Below are 14,332 nucleotides of genomic sequence, written 5' to 3'. Positions count from 1 at the left end.
ATCAAGATCTCCGTCAAGCACAACGACCCGGTGATCATGGTCAACGCCTACCGGCTGCTCGCCGAACAGTGCGACTACCCGCTGCACCTGGGAGTCACCGAGGCCGGTCCCGCATTCCAGGGAACCATCAAGTCCGCAGTCGCCTTCGGGGCGTTGCTCAGCGAGGGCATCGGGGACACCATCCGGGTCTCGCTGTCCGCGCCGCCCGCCGAGGAGGTCAAGGTCGGCATCCAGATCCTGGAATCGCTGAACCTGCGGCAACGGCGGCTGGAGATCGTGTCGTGCCCGTCCTGCGGGCGCGCCCAGGTCGATGTCTACAAGCTCGCCGACCAGGTCACGGCCGGTCTGGAGGGCATGGAAGTGCCGTTGCGCGTCGCGGTCATGGGGTGTGTGGTCAACGGTCCCGGCGAGGCCAGGGAAGCGGACCTCGGGGTCGCCTCCGGCAACGGAAAGGGGCAGATCTTCGTGAAGGGCGAGGTCATCAAGACCGTGCCCGAGTCGAAGATCGTGGAGACCCTGATCGAGGAGGCGATGAAGATCGCCGATCAGATGGAGCAGGACGGCGTCGCGTCGGGGGAGCCGGCGGTCACCGTGAGCTGAACAGCACGGCTGATGAGTACGGAAGAAGAGGGGGCCCGAGCGTGACGATTCTGGAGAACATCCGGGGACCACGCGACCTGGAGGCGCTGTCCGAGGCGGAACTCGGTGAACTGTCCGACGAGATACGCGAGTTCCTGGTGCACGCGGTCGCCAGGACCGGCGGCCATCTCGGGCCCAACCTGGGGGTTGTGGAACTGTCCATCGCGCTCCACCGGGTCTTCGAGTCACCGGTCGACCGCATCCTCTGGGACACCGGCCACCAGAGCTACGTACACAAACTCCTGACGGGGCGTCAGGACTTCTCCAAGCTGCGCGGCAAAGGTGGCCTGTCCGGCTATCCCTCGCGCGAGGAGTCCGAGCACGACGTCATCGAGAACAGCCACGCGTCCACCGCGCTCGGCTGGGCCGACGGGCTCGCCAAGGCCCGCCAGGTGCAGGGCGGGAAGGGGCATGTCGTCGCGGTCATCGGCGACGGCGCCCTCACCGGCGGGATGGCCTGGGAGGCGCTCAACAACATCGCGGCGGCCAGGGACCGGCCCCTGATCATCGTCGTCAACGACAACGAACGCTCCTACTCGCCGACCATCGGCGGCCTCGCCAACCATCTCGCGACCCTGCGTACGACAGACAGTTACGAGCAGGTGCTGGCCTGGGGCAAGGACGTACTGCTGCGCACCCCCGTCATCGGCAACACCCTCTACGAGTCGCTGCACGGCGCGAAGAAGGGGTTCAAGGACGCGTTCAATCCGCAGGGCATGTTCGAGGACCTGGGGCTCAAGTACGTCGGTCCGATCGACGGACACGACATCGGGGCGGTGGAGTCCGCGCTGCGGCGCGCGAAGCGCTTCCACGGGCCCGTGCTCGTCCACTGTCTGACGGAGAAGGGACGCGGTTACGAGCCGGCGCGTTCACACGAGGAGGACCACTTCCACACCGTCGGTGTGATGGATCCGCTCACCTGCGAGCCGCTCGCGCCCTCCAACGGGCCTTCCTGGACCTCGGTGTTCGGCGACGAACTCGTGCGGATCGGGGAGGAACGGGACGACGTCGTCGCGATCACGGCGGCCATGCTGCATCCCGTGGGCCTCGGCGGGTTCGCCGAGCGGTTCCCCGGCCGGGTGTGGGACGTCGGGATCGCCGAACAGCACGCGACGGTGTCGGCGGCGGGACTGGCGACGGGGGGTCTGCATCCCGTTGTCGCCGTGTACGCCACCTTCCTCAACCGTGCCTTCGACCAGTTGCTGATGGACGTCGCGCTGCACCGGTGCGGGGTGACGTTCGTGCTGGACCGCGCCGGTGTCACGGGAGTTGACGGTGCGTCGCACAACGGTATGTGGGACCTGTCCATCCTCCAGGTCGTACCCGGCCTCAGGATCGCCGCGCCGCGCGACGCCGACCAGCTCCGCGCCCAGCTGCGGGAGGCGGTGGCCGTCGACGACGCTCCCACGCTGATCCGGTTCCCCAAGGAGTCGGTGGGGCCGACGATCGAGGCGGTCGGCCATGTGGGCGGGATGCATGTGCTGCACCGGTCCGAGGAAGTGGCCGAGGTGCTGCTGGTGGCCGTCGGCGTGATGGCTCCGGTGTGCCTCCAGGCCGCCGAACTGCTGGAAGCGCGCGGCATCAACTGCACGGTTGTGGACCCGCGCTGGGTCAAACCCGTCGATCCCGCGCTGCCGGGGCTTGCCGCCGGGCACCGCATGGTGGCCGTCGTCGAGGACAACAGCCGTGCGTCGGGAGTCGGCGCCGCGGTGGCCCTGGCGCTCGGCGACGCCGAAGTCGACGTACCCGTACGGCGGTTCGGGATCCCGGAGCAGTTCCTCGCGCATGCCAAGCGCGGTGAGGTGCTCGCCGACATCGGCCTCACACCCGTCGAGATCGCCGGGCGGATCAGCGCCGGGCTGGCCGTCAAGGAAGAGCTGTCCCAGGGGAAGGCCAAGGAGAAACAGGAATGACAACCGCTGAACCCGGGGTCCGTCCGGGGGAGTTCGACCTCGATGCGCTGCTGGCCGAGCGCGGCGCCGAGCGCTACGAGCTGCACACCAGGCATCTCAACCACCAGCTCCCTCGCATGCTGCACACCATCGGCTTCGACAAGGTCTACGAGCGGGCCGAGGGCGCGTACTTCTGGGACGCGGACGGCGACGACTACCTCGACATGCTCGCCGGGTTCGGGGTGATGGGCCTCGGCCGCCATCACCCCGTGGTGCGCAAGGCGCTGCACGATGTCCTCGACGCCCAGCTCGCCGACCTCACCCGCTTCGACTGCCAGCCGCTGCCCGGGCTGCTCGCGGAACGGCTCCTCACCCACAGCCCGCACCTGGACCGGGTGTTCTTCGGCAACAGCGGTACGGAGGCGGTGGAGACCGCGCTCAAGTTCGCCCGGTACGCCACCGGCAAGCCGCGCGTCCTGTACTGCTCGCACGCCTTCCACGGCCTGACCACCGGGTCCCTCTCGGTCAACGGCGAGGACGGATTCCGGGACGGCTTCGCTCCGCTGCTGCCCGACACGGCCGTCCCGCTCGGTGATCTCGACGTCCTGGCGCGGGAGTTGAAGAGGGGCGACGTGGCCGCCCTGATCGTCGAGCCGATCCAGGGAAAGGGCGTGCACGAGGCGCCTCCCGGCTACCTGCGCGCCGCACAGGAGTTGCTGCACCGGCACAAGGCAGTCCTCATCGCGGACGAGGTACAGACCGGTCTCGGGCGGACCGGCGACTTCTATGCCTACCAGCACGAGGAGGGCGTCGAGCCGGACCTGGTGTGCGTGGCGAAGGCGCTGTCCGGCGGATATGTGCCCGTGGGCGCCACGATCGGCAAGGAGTGGATCTTCAAGAAGGTCTACTCGTCGATCGACCGGGTCCTCGTGCACTCGGCCAGTTTCGGGGGCAACGCCCAGGCCATGGCGGCCGGCCTCGCCGTGCTGTCGGTCATGGAGAACGAGCAGATCGTCGCCAACGCCCGGGCCACCGGGGACCGGTTGAGAGCCCGGCTGGCGGCACTGGTCGACAAGTACGAGCTGTTGGCCGACGTACGGGGCCGGGGTCTGATGATCGGCATCGAGTTCGGAAAGCCCAGGTCGCTGAAGCTGCGCAGCCGTTGGACGATGCTCCAGGCCGCCCGCAAGGGGCTGTTCGCGCAGATGGTCGTCGTACCACTGCTGCAACGGCACCGGATCCTGACCCAGGTCTCCGGCGATCACCTGGAAGTGATCAAGCTGATTCCGCCGCTGGTCGTCGGTGAACGGGAGGTGGACCGGTTCGTGGACGCCTTCACCGCCGTGATGGACGACGCGCACAGCGGGAGCGGGCTGATGTGGGACTTCGGGAAGACGCTGGTGAAACAGGCGGTGGCCAACAGGTAAGGGAGAACAGGGGGAGCGCCGTATGGGGTTTGCCTCTGAGGCAATGGAGTTGCCTTGGAGGTAAATCGGCGGCTGAATGAAGGTATGAGCCTTCCCGAAGAGGACGGGCCGGTCGAGGACCTGCCCGTCGTCGCACCGCAACTCCGAGCGCTGCGCCGCCGGGCCTCCCTCACCCTGGAGGCCGCGGCCCGGGCGGCCGGACTGTCGCCCGCACACCTCTCCCGTCTGGAGACCGGGCGGCGCCAGCCTTCCCTGCCGATGCTGCTCGGGCTCGCCCGCATCTACGGTACGACGGTCTCCGAACTGCTTGGTGAGACCGTCGCCGACCGGGACGCCGTCGTGCGCGCCACCGACATGGAACCGACGGCCGCGGGCGGCTGGTCCTACTGGCAGGCCGGCGCGTCCGGGCGCGGGATGCAGGCACTGCGCGTCCATGTGCCGTACGGGGCACAGGGCGACATCGTGCGCGTCCACCCCGGCGAGGAGTGGCTGTACGTCCTCAAGGGGCGGCTGCGGCTGCGCCTCGGGGACACCGCGCACGTCCTCGCACCCGGCGACAGCGCGCACTTCGACTCGCTGACCCCGCACCGCCTCGCCGCCGACGGCCGCGACGGCACCGACCTGCTCTTCGTCCACACCCTGTTGCAGAGCCCCACCGCCGGCCTCTGCCTCGGCCCGAGCGCTGGAGTGAGGCCATGACGAACATGGAGGAGAAGTTCCCCCGGGCCCTGTGGGTCCGGCTGATCATCTACATCGCGGTCGGGCACGTCTTCGCCGCTTTCATCTACCTGCTGTTCGAGGTGGGCGCGAAGCAGTAGCGGTCACGCACGTCCCGCTCGGCCGAGCCGTCAGTCGAGGAAACGCTCGCGCAGCCGCTCCCGCATCTCCGGAGTGACGCCCAGCCCCTGTGCCAGATAGTTCTCGACGCCGCCCCAGGTTTCCTCGACCGTCTCCATGGCTGCCCTCAGATACTCGGGGCGGGTGCCGAAGAGCGGGTTGAGCAGCTCCAGGACCTCGGGGCTGTAGGCCTTGGCCACGGAACCGTTGCGGCGCACCTTGTAGCGCCTGTGCTGCGCGTTCGACTCCATGTAGTCGGTCACGATGGCGTCGCGCTCCACCCCGACGGCGAGCAGTGTCACGGCGATGGACAGTCCCGCGCGGTCCTTGCCGGCCGCGCAGTGCATCAGGGCAGGGACACTGTCCTCGGCCAGCGCGTGGAGCATCCGGGAGTGCTCGGCCGTGCGGTCCCTGACGATCTCACGGTAGGAGTTGATCATCCGCTGCTCACCCTTGCCGTCGGCCAGGAGGCTGCGCAACTCGTCGAGATCGCCGTCCCGGACCATCTTCCAGAACTCCGCGCCGTGCGCCGGGTCGGACAGCGGGATGTTCACGTTGCGCACGCCCGGCAGCTCGACGTCCGGCCCCTCCAGCTTGATGTCGGCCGCGTTGCGGAAGTCGAAGATCGTGTGCAGCCCGAGGGAGCCGAGAAACGCCGCGTCCTCGTCGGTCGCGTGAGCGAGATGACCGCTGCGGAACAGCCGCCCCGGCGCCACGCGCCGGCCGTCCACGGTCGGCAGGCCGCCCACGTCACGGAAGTTACGTACGCCGCCCAGCTCGGGCTCGGTCGACGGGACCTGCTGCGTCACGAGGGCTCCCCTCCCACACCGCCCCGCGGACGCTGCTCGTCGACGGGCGCGCTTCGACGATACGACATGGGTGAGCAGGCCAACGAGTTTTCCACAGGCGTTGCCGTCGGCGTCCCTGGCGCTGATGATGTTGATGCTTGAGCGTGCCTGTTCGGATCTGTGGGGACATGATGCTGGAAATTGCCGGAACCGGTCGTACGTGGCTTCTCTCGGGGCCCACGAGCAGTTACGCCGTCCATCTCACCGAGGACGACGAACTGCTGCACCTGCACTGGGGCCCGCGGATCGCCCTCGTCGACGCGGAGGCGCTCGCCGTCCGTCCGCTGCCGGACTACTGGCCCTTCGAGTCCCCGCTCGACGGTCGGGAGGAGTACCCGGTCGAGGGCGGCCCCCGCTTCGTACGGCCCGCCCTGTCCGTGCGGACCGGCGAGCGCCGGGGCACCGAATGGCGGTTCGAGGCGTACGAGACCGCGGGCGGCGCCGAGGGGGACGAACTGCGACTGCGGTTCCGCGACGCGGGGCTGGTGATCACGCTCCACTACCGGATGCGCCACGACGTCGTGGAGCGCTGGGTGACCCTCACCCATGACGCCCCCGACAGCGCCGGACCGGTTGAGCTGCTCCGCGCGGACTCGGCCACCTGGACGCTCCCCGAGCGCGATGGCTGGCGCCTCTCCCAACTGCACGGACGCTGGGCCGCCGAGTCCCGGCTCGTGAGCGCGGACCTCACCTACGGTGAGAAGGTCATCGGCAGCCGGCGCGGGCACACCGGGCACCAGCACCTGCCCTGGGTGGCGCTCGACACCGACGCGACCGAGGAACGCGGCGAGGTGTACGCGTGCGCGCTCGGCTGGTCCGGCTCGTGGCGGATCGCCGTCGCCCAACTGCCCGACGCGCGCGTGCAGATCACCGGTGGCGCCGGGTACGACGACTCCGGCCTGCTGCGCCTGGCGGCGGGTGAGTCCTTCACCACGCCCGTCTTCGCGGGGCTGTGGACCGCCTTGGGGCACGGTGGGGCGAGCCGGGCGTGGCACGCGTACCAGCGCGCGTTCGTCGTGCCCGACGCGGACCGGGACCGGCCCGTGCTCTACAACTCCTGGGAGGCCACGGAGTTCGACATCTCCGAGGAGCAGCAGAGGACGCTGGCCCGGCGGGCCGCCGCGATCGGCGTCGAACTGTTCGTCGTGGACGACGGCTGGTTCGGGGCCCGCACCAGCGACCGGGCCGGCCTCGGTGACTGGACGCCCAATCCGGACCGCTTCCCGGCGGGCGTGAGGCCGCTCGCAGAGTACGTGCACACCCTGGGCATGCAGTTCGGTATCTGGGTCGAGCCCGAGATGGTCAACCCGGACAGCGACCTGTACCGCACCCACCCGGACTGGGTGCAGTTCCAGTCGGGACGAAAGCGGACGGAGTTCCGCAATCAGCTCGTACTGAACCTCGCGCGCGAGGATGTCCGCCAGTACCTGTGGGAGCAGCTCGACGGGCTGCTCTCCAGTGCCCCGATCGACTACGTGAAGTGGGACTTCAACCGCTGCTTCACCGACGCCGGCTGGCCCGGCGAGGACTACCCCCAGCGTCTGTGGGTCGACCATGTGCAGGGACTGTATGCCCTGCTGGACCGGCTGCGGGCGGCCCACCCGGGCGTCGCCTTCGAGTCCTGCTCGGGTGGCGGTGGCCGGATCGACCTCGGTGTCCTCGCTCGTACGGACCAGGTGTGGACCTCGGACAACACCGACCCGCTGGACCGCCTCGCCATCCAGGAGGGCTTCAGTCAGATCCATCCGGCGCGGGTCATGGCCGCCTGGGTCACGGACAGTCCGAATACCCAGCTCAACGACCGGGTCAGCTCGTTGCGGTTCCGGTTCGTGAGTGCGATGGCCGGGGTGCTCGGCGTAGGTGGCGACCTCGCCAGGTGGACGGAGGCGGAGCTGGCCGAGGCGAGGGAGTGGGTGGCGCTCTACAGGGAGATCCGCCATGTCGTGCAGCGCGGCGACCTCCACCGGCTGCGGCGGCCGACCGGCGGACTGAGCGCGGTGCAGTACGTGCTCGGGGGCGAGAGTGTCGTCCTGGCGTGGCTCCAGGCGCAGCACCACGGTGAACCGGTACCGGCGCTGCGGCTGCGCGGACTCGACCCGTCTGCGACGTACGAATGCCGTGAAACGGGTGAAGTCCACCGAGGTGCGGTGTTGATGCACCACGGTCTGCGAACGGGGCTGAAGGGTGACCTGGATGCGGCAGTTCTCCGACTGCGTCGCATCTGATGCTTCTGTCCGTTATGGCGCCTTAATTCCAACTCGCTTGGGAATAAGGGTTGCTGTGCGGCAGGGGAGTGAGCAGCGTCATATTCGTGACGGTGTGTCGCCGACATGTTCACGTAATTTCGGCGTCTTTTAAGGATGTTCAGGGGGCGGAGAGATCCAGAATTCACGGACAGTGACGGGTAATTCTGGGGAGGATCACAGGAAACCCGTACACAGGGAACCTGAAGCTTGTTTCCGTGCGTCTTGGTCGCTTACGTTCGCCTCCAATCCGGACGGACGCCCAATCCTGCCGCCGCCCGGAACCCGCATCGAACACCCGAGAACGGCAGGAGCGGGGGACCCACAGGTAGAACGCCTGTTCCGGTCTCTGGAACAGGCTTGGGGTTAAGTCACGTTCAGGCGTGGCCGGACATCTCCAGTCCGCACCCGACAGCTCACCTCGCAGGCGCCGGAGAGGAATTCGTCATGCCCGCGAAGGGTAAGCACCGCCGTCCGAAGTCCCAGCGATTCACCCGCTCGATAGCCGTCGCCGGAACCGGCGGAGCGGCTCTCGCCCTGCCCCTGCTGGGAGCCACCGGCGCCCAAGCGGCCACGGCGGAGTCCACCACGCAGTCCGTTCAGTCGCTTTCGGAAACGGCCAGGTCCGTAACCGCCCAGCCCGTTTCCGCGAAGACGGAAAAAGCTGCTTCCGCTCCCTCCGCCGCCAAGGAGGCGAACGTCAGGACATACGCGGTCCAGGCCGGCGACTACCTGTCGAAGATCGCCGAGGAGCAGAGCGTCAGCGGTGGCTGGAAGAAGCTCTACTCGGACAACCGCACCGCCATCGGTGCCGACCCGGGCCTGATCCACCCCGGTCTGAAACTGACGATCGGCAAGAAGGCCGCGTCCACCTCCTCGCCGTCCTCGTCCTCGGCGGAGTCCTCCTCGAAGTCCTCGCAGTCCACGAAGACTCAGACGCCCGAGCCGGCCGCCGAACGCGAGACGGCCGAGACCTCCACGACGACCGAGACCGCCGACACCGGCAGCTCCAGCGGCTTCACCCTTCCCGTGGCCGGTGGCATCGGCACCGCCTACCGCGTGGCGGGCAGCATGTGGTCCAGCGGCTACCACACGGGCGTCGACTTCGGCGCCCCGACCGGCACCTCCCTCAAGGCCGTCGGCGCGGGCACCGTCGTCTCCGCCGGTTGGGGCGGGGCGTACGGCAACCAGGTCGTCGTCAAGCTCGCCGACGGCTACTACGCCCAGTACGCCCACCTCGCGCAGCTCTCCGTCTCGGCCGGCCAGACCGTGACCGCGGGTCAGCAGGTCGGTCTCTCCGGTGCCACCGGCAATGTGACCGGCCCGCACCTGCACTTCGAGATCCGCACCACCCCGGACTACGGCTCCGACGTGGACCCGGTCGCGTACCTCCGCTCGAAGGGCGTCGCCGTCGGCTGACGCGCACGCTTCGGGAGGACACACGCCGAAGGCCGGACCCCGATCCCGGGGCCCGGCCTTCGGCGTGTTCGCGATGCGGTTCGTGATCGTCACCTTGCGGTCCTGTGGCGCGAGTGCCTGGAGTGTCGCCAGGAAGAGAGAGCGGGGGCAGAGTGAACTCCCTAGCTGTGCAAGCGCTTTCCGCCGCTGTGACCACCATTCAGCCACAAGGAGCCGCCTCGTGACGACCACTCGCAGAGCCTTCGGAGTCCTGGCCGCCGGCGCGGCCGTCGCCGCGCTCAGCCCGGCTGCGAGCGCCAGTGCCGCCGCATACGGACGCCTCATCGCCCGCGACGACTTCCTGCACGGTCTCGGCCGGTGGGCCGTCGAACTCCAGGACGGTGGCAGTGTCACGGCGGCCCGGGGCGTCCTGGAGGTCGACGTGCCGAGCGGTGCCACCAGCTGGTTCAAGCGCAGTCTGCAAGGCCCGTACGCCATCGAGTACACGGCGACACCGGTCTCGGCGGGCGGGGTCAACGACCGGGTCTCCGACCTGAACAACTTCTGGAACGCCGTCGACGTCCGCTCCCCGGACGACCTCTTCGCCACCCGGCGGAGCGGAGCCCTCGCCGAGTACGACCACCTCAAGACGTACTACGTCGGCTACGGCGCCAACACCAACACCACGACCCGTCTGCGCCGTTACGTCGGCGAGGCCGACGTGCGCCCCTTGGTCTACGACTACGCGGAGCCGCTGCTGGTCCCGAACGCGCCCCACCGCGTCCGGATCGTCTCGGCCGGCTCGACGGTCCGCTGGTGGAACAACGGGCGGCTCGTCTTCGACTACGGCGACCCCGACCCGTACACGAGTGGGTACTTCGCCTTCCGTACGACGTGGAGCCACTTCCGGATCACCGACTTCAGCGTCCGTGAACTGCGTCTTCCCATTATTCCGGGTTGACCAACAATTGACGAGTGGCCTATCTCACCGGGAGTCAACCCCTTCCTACGGTCGCGTAGCTCACATCAGAGGTGAATCATGGGCCGATGTGGCAGACGATTCGAGGAATGACAGAAGAGCAGTGATCGGGTCGTACGTGGCGGTGGGGGACAGCTTCACCGAGGGCGTCGGCGACCCCGGCCCCGACGGGGCGTTCGTCGGCTGGGCCGACCGGTTCGCGGTCCTGCTCGCGGACCGGCGCCCCGAGGGCGACTTCGACTACACGAACCTCGCGGTACGCGGGAGGCTGCTCGACCAGATCGTGTCCGAGCAGCTTCCGCGCGCCCGGGAACAGGCGCCGGACCTGGTCTCCTTCTGCGCGGGCGGCAACGACATCATCCGGCCCGGCAGCGACCCGGACGAGGTCGCCGAGCGCTTCGAGCGAGCGGTGATCGGCCTCACCTCGGCGGTCGGCACGGTCATGGTGACGACCGGCTTCGACACCCGCAACGTCCCGGTGCTGAAGCACATGCGCGGCAAGATCGCCACGTACAACGGACACCTACGGGCCATCGCCGACCGGTACGGCTGTCCGGTGCTCGACCTGTGGTCCCTGAAGACCATCCAGGACCGCCGGGCCTGGGACGGCGACCGACTGCACCTCTCCCCCGAGGGGCACACGCGCGTGGCGCTGCGCGCGGGACAGATCCTGGGCCTGGAAATCCCGGCCGACCCGGACCAGCCTTGGCCGGCGTTGCCTCCCCGAGGCACCTTCGAGATCCGCCGCGACGATGTTCACTGGGCCCGTGAGTACCTGGCGCCGTGGATCGGGCGGCGGCTGAGGGGGGAGTCGTCGGGCGACCATGTGACGGCGAAGGGGAGTCTGTCGCCGGACGACATCAAGACCCGGATCGAGTGGGTCGCGTGAGAACTTCTTGTTCTGCAGCGCCGGGCGGGCAATGCCGGCCCGGCCGGCGTTCGAGGACGAGGCCGTCCAGGCCGAAGCGGGGGCCTGGGGGCGGCAGCCCCCGGTAGCGCCCACATCAACTCAGCTGCCCGACGTCAACGCCGCCCGCTCCAGACCCAGTTCCCCGGCCAGCGCAGCGTCCACCCACTGTTCGGCCCGCGCCCGGGACACCCCGTCGTACGCCGTCATCTGGACGGCCAGCCCGTCCAGCAGCGCCGTCAGCCGCAGGGCCGTGCCCGTGGGGTCGGGGCACGCGAACTCGCCCGCTGCCACCCCCTCCGCGATGACCTCGGTGATCGCGGCCTTCCAACGCCGGTCCAGGTCGCCGGCGACCTCCCGCAACGCCGGGTCGCGCAGGGAGACCGCCCACCCCTCGATCCACAGCCGCCAGCCCTTGGCCTGGCCCGTCGGCGCGTACCAGCGCACCGCGGACCGCAGTCGGCGCAGCGCCGGGGAGCGGCGCCCGAGGAGCTTGCCCAGGTGGGTGAGATCGGCCTCGGCCGCGTACCGGAACGCGGCGGCGACCAGCTTCTCCTTGGTCGAGAAGTGGTACAGGACCAGCGCGTTGCTCACCCCGAGGACGGCGGCCACGTCGGCGATCCTGACCGCCGCCACGCCCCGTACCTGGATCTGCTCGATGGCGGCCCGCAGCAGTTCCTCGCGCCGCTCGGCCACGCTCAACCGCACCCTTGCCACGCGGTCACAGTAATCCGTCGCAGGACACGATGCCGGGGCAGGTCCGTCAATGCCTGTAAAACCCCGCCGATGTGGCTGATTCGCGGGGCCGGCGCCCGTACCCGGACCGGACACCGTCACCGGTACCATCCGAACCGCTCCGCGATCACCGGCAGCCGGTCCTCGACGATCGAGTGCGCCGCCGCCCGCGGAGTCGTCCCGTCGGCCTCCGCACGCGCGAGCACCTGGTCGATCAGGGCGCGCATCGATCGCCGGGTGTACGCGAACGCCTCCTCCGGGTCCGCACCGATGTCCCCGAACAGCGTCCACCACCACCAGGCGTTCGTCCCGGAGTTGACGACCACGTCCGGCAGTACGACGATGCCGCGCGCGGCGAGCAGCTCCTCCGCCTCCGGCAGCACGGGCATGTTCGCGGCCTCGGCGATCCAACGCGCGGTGATCCCCGCCTGGTTCCCGGTGTCGACGGCGTACGAGACCGCCGCCGGCACCAGTACCTCCGCATCCACGGACAGCCAGGACTCGCCCGGCAGTTCCCGGTCGCCGGGGCCCAGCGCCGCTCGGTCCACGGTGCCGTACGTGTCCCTGGCCGCCAGCAGCGCCTCGACGTCGAGGCCGGCCGGGTTGGCGATCGTGCCCTTGACGTCGGAGACGGCCACCAGCGCGAGCCCCGCGCGCGTGAGGAAGCGTGCCGTTGCCCCGCCCATCGTGCCGAGCCCCTGGACGGCGACCCGTGTCCCGGCGTACGGCACCCGGGCCCGGTCGAGCGCCGCGAGCACCGACTCCGCGACCCCGCAGCCGCCGACCAGCTCGTCGAGGCCGATGCCGTCCACCTCGACCGCGAACGCGTCCGCGAGCCGTCCGCGGGCCACGATCTGGTCGTCCAGCAGCGGATAGACCGCCTGGATCGACGACACGAGTCCGGCCTCGGCCGCCGCCCGGTCGACCAGGTCCTGGGTGAGGCCCAGGTCCTCACCCGTGGTCCAGACACTCTCGACGTACGGCCGCAACGCGCGCAGGTAGCGCACCAGCAGGCCGTACGCCGCCGGGTCCCGGGGGTCGCAGTCGACGCCGCCCTTGGCGCCGCCGAGCGGGATGTAGCGGCCCTCGGGGTTGTAGTGCAGGGCCTCCTTCATGGTCATGCCCCGGGCCAGCCCGGTGACCTCGTCCAGTGTGCAGCCCTCGCGCATCCGCAGCCCGCCGCTGGACACGCCCCGCACCACTCTGTCCACGACTAGGAAGCCCTGGCGGCCGGTGAGGTGATCGGTCCAGGTGAGGGAGAGCAGGGGAGCGCCCTGAGGGGTTGCCATGCGGGCAATATACTGACTCGCCATTCAGTTGTGCGCTGCCGCACACCGCCGGCCCCGCACGCTCCGCCCACCGCGCGTACGGCATGTGTCACCACAGTCGCGTTCCGTCGGTCTCCGGTGTCGTTTCGGCTCCGGAACCTTGGTCTTTCCTTGGAAAGACCCGGTCGACACACACACGACACCGGAGTGTCGGAGGGGGTGACCATAATGGAATGTCTGACCGACTCCACCTGGAGGTACCGTGACCGGATTCCCCTCTCCAGGCTCCAAGCTGCGCGCACTGCGGCCCGAGGCCTTCGGCGCGGACCCGAGTGGGGAGCGCCTGGCGCGGATCCGCAGATCGCCGCACTTCGCGGACGGGGTCTTCCGGAATCCGCCGGGTACCCCCCGGCCCGACGGCGCCATGCTCGAGTTCGCGAAGTCCGTGCTGCGCAAGGAGGACCGGGTCCGCCGCGCCCCGGCCGGCACGGTGCCGGTGCACGCCACGACACTCGCCGACCTCGCCAAGCCCCCGGTCGGCGGCCTCCGGCTGACCTGGATGGGCCACTCCAGCGTGCTCACCGAGATCGACGGACAGCGGGTGCTCTTCGATCCCGTCTGGGGCGAGCGCTGTTCGCCGTTCGCCTTCGCCGGGCCCAGGCGGCTGCATCCGGTGCCCCTGCCGCTGGCCGCGCTCGGCCCGGTCGACGTCGTTGTCATCTCGCACGACCACTACGACCACCTGGACATGCCCACGATCAAGGCGCTGGCCGGCACGGACACGCTGTTCGCGGTGCCGCTCGGTGTCGGCGCCCATCTGGAGCGCTGGGGCGTCCCGGCCGACCGGCTGCGCGAGCTGGACTGGCACGAGTCGACGAAGGTCGGCGGCCTCACCCTGACCGCCACCCCGGCCCGGCACTTCTGCGGCCGCGGCCTGCGCAACACCCAGCACACCCTGTGGGCCTCCTGGGTCGTCGCCGGTGAGGAGCACCGCGTCTACCACAGCGGCGACACCGGGTACTTCGAGGGCTTCCGGGACATCGGCGCCGACCACGGTCCGTTCGACGCCACGATGATCCAGATCGGGGCCTACAGCGAGTTCTGGCCCAAGAACCACACGGATTCTACGCCGGTGCCGGGTGCGTGGCCGGACATTCAC

Annotated in this window: 13 protein-coding genes and 1 riboswitch; of the genes, 10 read left to right on the top strand and 3 right to left on the bottom strand. The window is 69.6% G+C overall.

Annotation, left to right across the window (positions count from 1 at the left end):
- From RB628_RS36305 to RB628_RS36285, 5 genes are all read left to right on the top strand, one after another.
- The coding region (locus tag RB628_RS36305; protein WP_318324901.1) for a flavodoxin-dependent (E)-4-hydroxy-3-methylbut-2-enyl-diphosphate synthase at positions 1-600 on the top strand (600 nt) is incomplete at its 5' end.
- 41 nt (positions 601-641) lie between these two features.
- A complete protein-coding gene (gene dxs / locus RB628_RS36300; protein ID WP_318324900.1) occupies positions 642-2,552 on the top strand; it encodes a 1-deoxy-D-xylulose-5-phosphate synthase in 1,911 nt (636 codons plus the stop codon).
- Positions 2,549-3,958 (top strand): aspartate aminotransferase family protein, encoded by a 1,410-nt coding sequence (locus tag RB628_RS36295; RefSeq protein ID WP_318324899.1) that lies wholly within the window; start codon positions 2,549-2,551, stop codon positions 3,956-3,958. The genes dxs and RB628_RS36295 overlap by 4 nt, the downstream gene beginning before the upstream one ends.
- 84 nt (positions 3,959-4,042) lie before the next feature.
- Positions 4,043-4,657 (top strand): XRE family transcriptional regulator, encoded by a 615-nt coding sequence (locus tag RB628_RS36290; RefSeq protein ID WP_318324898.1) that lies wholly within the window; start codon positions 4,043-4,045, stop codon positions 4,655-4,657.
- Positions 4,654-4,776: a DUF6126 family protein gene (locus RB628_RS36285; protein ID WP_318324897.1), complete on the top strand. Its 123-nt coding sequence runs from the start codon at positions 4,654-4,656 to the stop codon at positions 4,774-4,776. Before RB628_RS36290 ends, RB628_RS36285 begins: the two co-directional genes overlap by 4 nt.
- A gap of 30 nt (positions 4,777-4,806) precedes the next feature.
- On the opposite strand, the gene RB628_RS36280 is transcribed toward RB628_RS36285, so the two are convergent.
- Entirely contained in the window at positions 4,807-5,604 is a 798-nt protein-coding gene (locus tag RB628_RS36280) for a tyrosine-protein phosphatase (RefSeq protein ID WP_318324896.1), read from the bottom strand.
- A gap of 170 nt (positions 5,605-5,774) precedes the next feature.
- On the opposite strand from RB628_RS36280, the gene RB628_RS36275 reads away from it, so the two are divergent.
- The 4 genes from RB628_RS36275 to RB628_RS36260 all read left to right on the top strand — a co-directional run bounded on the left by RB628_RS36275 (position 5,775) and on the right by RB628_RS36260 (position 11,152).
- The gene (locus RB628_RS36275) at positions 5,775-7,868 is read left to right on the top strand and encodes an alpha-galactosidase (protein WP_318324902.1); all 2,094 of its coding nucleotides are present in this window, start codon (positions 5,775-5,777) and stop codon (positions 7,866-7,868) included.
- 277 nt (positions 7,869-8,145) lie between these two features.
- Positions 8,146-8,329, top strand: a riboswitch (cyclic di-AMP (ydaO/yuaA leader).
- Positions 8,330-8,333: 4 nt separating this feature from the next.
- The gene (locus RB628_RS36270) at positions 8,334-9,305 is read left to right on the top strand and encodes a LysM peptidoglycan-binding domain-containing M23 family metallopeptidase (RefSeq protein ID WP_318324895.1); all 972 of its coding nucleotides are present in this window, start codon (positions 8,334-8,336) and stop codon (positions 9,303-9,305) included.
- 220 nt (positions 9,306-9,525) lie between these two features.
- Positions 9,526-10,245: a DUF6250 domain-containing protein gene (locus RB628_RS36265; protein ID WP_318324894.1), complete on the top strand. Its 720-nt coding sequence runs from the start codon at positions 9,526-9,528 to the stop codon at positions 10,243-10,245.
- Positions 10,246-10,366: 121 nt separating this feature from the next.
- Entirely contained in the window at positions 10,367-11,152 is a 786-nt protein-coding gene (locus RB628_RS36260) for an SGNH/GDSL hydrolase family protein (protein WP_318324893.1), read from the top strand.
- 120 nt (positions 11,153-11,272) lie between these two features.
- Here RB628_RS36260 and RB628_RS36255 read toward each other — a convergent pair whose 3' ends face one another.
- Both RB628_RS36255 and RB628_RS36250 read right to left on the bottom strand, forming a co-directional pair.
- Complete coding sequence (locus RB628_RS36255; RefSeq protein ID WP_318324892.1) at positions 11,273-11,887, bottom strand: TetR/AcrR family transcriptional regulator; 615 nt, start codon at positions 11,885-11,887, stop codon at positions 11,273-11,275.
- A 116-nt stretch (positions 11,888-12,003) separates the two neighbouring features.
- Positions 12,004-13,194 carry a Glu/Leu/Phe/Val dehydrogenase dimerization domain-containing protein gene (locus tag RB628_RS36250; RefSeq protein WP_318324891.1) on the bottom strand — a complete coding sequence of 397 codons (1,191 nt, stop codon included), beginning with the start codon at positions 13,192-13,194 and terminating at the stop codon, positions 12,004-12,006.
- Between the two features lie 241 nt (positions 13,195-13,435).
- Between RB628_RS36250 and RB628_RS36245 the strand changes: the two genes are divergently transcribed.
- On the top strand, positions 13,436-14,332 hold an 897-nt coding region (locus tag RB628_RS36245; protein WP_318324890.1), incomplete at its 3' end, for an MBL fold metallo-hydrolase.

Source organism: Streptomyces sp. ADMS (assembly GCF_033441795.1).
In the GTDB taxonomy this organism is placed as follows: Bacteria; Actinomycetota; Actinomycetes; order Streptomycetales; family Streptomycetaceae; genus Streptomyces.
The sequence above is the reverse complement of the archived record's forward strand: the minus strand, read 5'-3'. Positions and strand labels throughout refer to the sequence as shown.

Excerpts from the sequence above, each read along its gene's own strand:
- RB628_RS36270 (WP_318324895.1), top strand. The coding sequence starts at position 8,334 with ATGCCCGCGAAGGGTAAGCACCGCCGTCCGAAGTCCCAGCGATTCACC.
- RB628_RS36290 (WP_318324898.1), top strand. The coding sequence starts at position 4,043 with ATGAGCCTTCCCGAAGAGGACGGGCCGGTCGAGGACCTGCCCGTCGTC.
- RB628_RS36250 (WP_318324891.1), bottom strand. The coding sequence starts at position 13,194 with ATGGCAACCCCTCAGGGCGCTCCCCTGCTCTCCCTCACCTGGACCGAT.
- RB628_RS36275 (WP_318324902.1), top strand. The coding sequence starts at position 5,775 with ATGCTGGAAATTGCCGGAACCGGTCGTACGTGGCTTCTCTCGGGGCCC.
- RB628_RS36295 (WP_318324899.1), top strand. The coding sequence starts at position 2,549 with ATGACAACCGCTGAACCCGGGGTCCGTCCGGGGGAGTTCGACCTCGAT.
- RB628_RS36285 (WP_318324897.1), top strand. The coding sequence starts at position 4,654 with ATGACGAACATGGAGGAGAAGTTCCCCCGGGCCCTGTGGGTCCGGCTG.